General features: G+C 58.8%; 3 protein-coding genes and 1 pseudogene. 2 read left to right on the top strand and 2 right to left on the bottom strand.

What is annotated here, in order from left to right; translation table 11 throughout:
• A pseudogene (locus tag JWQ61_RS08025) lies at positions 1 to 122 on the bottom strand (pyridoxamine 5'-phosphate oxidase); the annotation flags it as partial.
• On the bottom strand, positions 119 to 667 hold the full coding sequence (locus JWQ61_RS08030) for a hemerythrin domain-containing protein (RefSeq protein WP_304360062.1): 549 nt from the start codon (positions 665 to 667) through the stop codon (positions 119 to 121). The pseudogene JWQ61_RS08025 and the gene JWQ61_RS08030, both read right to left, overlap by 4 nt.
• A gap of 204 nt (positions 668 to 871) precedes the next feature.
• Between JWQ61_RS08030 and tcdA the strand changes: the two genes are divergently transcribed.
• Both tcdA and JWQ61_RS08040 read left to right on the top strand, forming a co-directional pair.
• On the top strand, positions 872 to 1,726 hold the full coding sequence (tcdA, locus tag JWQ61_RS08035; protein WP_304360063.1) for a tRNA cyclic N6-threonylcarbamoyladenosine(37) synthase TcdA: 855 nt from the start codon (positions 872 to 874) through the stop codon (positions 1,724 to 1,726).
• Between the two features lie 300 nt (positions 1,727 to 2,026).
• Positions 2,027 to 2,731: an MgtC/SapB family protein gene (locus tag JWQ61_RS08040; RefSeq protein WP_041742498.1), complete on the top strand. Its 705-nt coding sequence runs from the start codon at positions 2,027 to 2,029 to the stop codon at positions 2,729 to 2,731.
• The last annotated feature ends 190 nt before the right edge of the window (positions 2,732 to 2,921 follow it).

A 2,921-nucleotide genomic window follows, 5' to 3' on the forward strand; every position in this document is an offset into this window, starting at 1 on the left:
GCTTCATCGAACCATGTTCCGAATTGGGTAATCGGATCGGCGGCGCTGTCTGCTTCCGACAGGCTGGCCTGGCTGTAGTCGATCCTCAGGTCTGCGATAGATTGGTCCTTGCTTTGACTCATGCTGGAATACCTCGGCGTTGCTGCATTGCTGCTCCCAGTTGCTGCATCTGCTGTTCGTTGAAAATACGTTTTGCCATGGGCGCGATCCAGGTTTCTTCTTTTTCCATATGGGCCGAATAGATGTTGGAAAATTGCTGCACGTCTTGCGGCGACAACAGCGGCGCTGCCTGAACAGCCGCGCCGTCGGCGATCTGCGTCAATTGCAGGTTGAGGGAATGCCAGAGGCTGTCCATCTGCTGATGTTCCGCGAGGATTTCGGGGGTCAGTTTTTGCAGCAGCTCGGCATCTTCCCCTGTCGCGGTGGCGCGCAGCATCGGCAGCAGGTCGTGCTCTTCATCTGCGTGGTGATGCGGCGCGCTCTGGTTGAAATAGCGCATGACGTTGTGGGCGGCCTGCTGCGCCTGGGCGTCGCTGCCGTGCTGCGGAACATGGTCGAGCAGGTTCTGCAGCGTGCTCAGTTGCTGGCGGATCTTGTCGTGGCAGTGTTTGAGGACGGCTATCGGCTGGCTGAAATCCGGCGCCGTGCTGATCAGTGCGTTTTGCATGATGATGTATCTCGTGGGTTAAGCTGGGGCGCCTTAGGCGGATAGATGCTTATTTGGCAATTCGCCGGTAAATGGCAATGTAGTCATATTAAAGCACTTCAAAATAAATCCGTCTTGCGGAGCCGGTAAAATAGCGCCAATAGCGATATCCGGCCGTCCGTGGATATTTTGGCGATTGCCCATGCATCTCTTTTGTCTCCAGCCATGTCCTCATCTGTTGTACCAAGCGCTCCTGGCGCCTTTGTCCCCACTGCCGTCGACCTCGACGAGATCGACTTCGACCGCCGCTTCGGCGGCATCGCACGCCTGTACGGCGCTGCCGCGCTGGCGCGCTTCCTGCAAGCGCATGTCTGCGTGATTGGCGTCGGCGGCGTCGGCTCCTGGGCGATCGAGGCGCTGGCGCGCAGTGCGATCGGCAACCTGACCATGATCGACCTGGATAACCTGGCCGAATCCAACATCAACCGCCAGATCCATGCGTTGACCGATACGCTCGGCCAGGCCAAGGTGAGCGCACTGGCGGCGCGCATCGCCCAGATCAATCCCTATTGCCATGTCACCGAGGTGGAGGATTTCATAACGGCAGACAATTTGGCTGAAATGATAGGGAAGCAGCGCTATGACTATGTGATCGACGCCATCGACAATGTGCGGGCCAAGACGGCCTTGATCGCCTATTGCCGCGACCAGGGAATCCGCCTGATCACGATCGGCAGCGCCGGCGGCCAGGTTGATGCGACCTGCATTGAAGTGCGCGATCTGGCCAAGACCGAACAGGAACCGTTGCTGGCCAAGGTGCGCAAGCGTTTGCGTTCCGAATACCGTTTCCCGCGCGGCGACAAGGTGCGCTTCGGCATCGATGCGGTGTTTTCCACCGAACCCTTGAGCGCGCCGCTCAGTGCAGAGGTGTGCGCTGTCGATGCGGACACCGCGCCCGGCGTTACCGGCCTGAATTGCGCCGGTTATGGCTCGGCGGTGGTGGTCACCGCCACTTTCGGCCTGGTTGCGGCCGGCCATGTCCTGCGCAAGCTGGCGGCGGATGCGGCGGCCGCTGCTTGACTTGCCCGTGGCGCCTCCATAGAATCCGGTGGACTATCTTTATAGGAGATTCGGTTTTGGACAGTTGTCCCAGTACCCGTGGATGGGCGCGCAGCCCGATGCAATTCACCCGCTTTTAGTCGTCCATTGCTGCAGCCCGTGAGTTGAGGCGTTGCAGTATCCCGGGCGATCTCGCATCGCCGCCTATCCCACCCATTCGTTTGTTTGCGTTGCCAGCTGACCTTCAGTGCATGAAGCAGCGCTGCGCACCCATGGAATGTCGCCATCCGGCATGGCGACGCACACAGAAAGGCAATGAAGATGGATTGGAAAATATTTACCCTGCGGGTATTGCTGGCCCTGACCTTAGGTTCGCTGATAGGGGCTGAGCGCCAGATGCGTCAGCGCATGGCTGGTTTGCGGACCAATGCGCTGGTATCGATCGGTGCGTCGCTGTTTGTCATGGTGTCTGCATTCGAGTCGGATCCGCAGGGGGCGACGCGGATCGCCTCTTATGTCGTGTCTGGCATCGGTTTCCTTGGCGCCGGCGTCATCATGCGTGAAGGGATCAATGTGCGCGGGCTGAATACCGCGGCGACATTGTGGTGTTCGGCAGCGGTCGGCGTGTTGTGTGGGCTCGGCCACGCGCTGGAAGCGGCCATTGGCGCCGCGGCGATCCTGGGGGCCAATGTTCTGTTGCGGGGCGTCTCTAATATGATCAACCAGCGAGACTTGCATAGCGCGACGGAAATCGAGCAGGTGTATCGCCTCTCTGTAGTATGCCGGCCGGAAGACGAGGTGCAGGTGCGTACCTTGATGCTGCACATGCTCAATGGCATGCCGCACCTGGTGGTGCAGTCGCTGCACAGCGAAGACCTGGCTTCCGGCACCCAGCTGGAAGTACGGGCGGATCTGATCACTTCACCCAGCAATCACCTGCAGCTGGAGCAGATAGTGAGCCGGGTCAGCCTGGAAAAGGGCGTCAGCGCCGCCCGCTGGGCGGTGCTGAATTCCGTTGATGCCTAGCGGACAGGCCCGGAAGCAGTGGGTAAAAAGGGATAAATAGAAATATTTTAAGGAAAGAACGAAAAAGTACTTGCGGGGAAGAATGAGGGTTGCTATAGTTCGCCTCCCGTTGAGAACGACGCGAAAAGAGCGAAGCAGCTGAGTAGTAAATAAGGCTGTTTTGTGAGTGGAGTTTGAGAGGGGAAAAGTG

It is taken from the genome of Collimonas fungivorans (assembly GCF_028292705.1).
In the GTDB taxonomy this organism is placed as follows: domain Bacteria; phylum Pseudomonadota; class Gammaproteobacteria; order Burkholderiales; family Burkholderiaceae_D; genus Collimonas; species Collimonas fungivorans_B.

Coding starts and splice junctions, on each gene's coding strand:
- JWQ61_RS08030 (WP_304360062.1), bottom strand. CDS start 667: ATGCAAAACGCACTGATCAGCACGGCGCCGGATTTCAGCCAGCCGATA.
- tcdA (WP_304360063.1), top strand. CDS start 872: ATGTCCTCATCTGTTGTACCAAGCGCTCCTGGCGCCTTTGTCCCCACT.
- JWQ61_RS08040 (WP_041742498.1), top strand. CDS start 2,027: ATGGATTGGAAAATATTTACCCTGCGGGTATTGCTGGCCCTGACCTTA.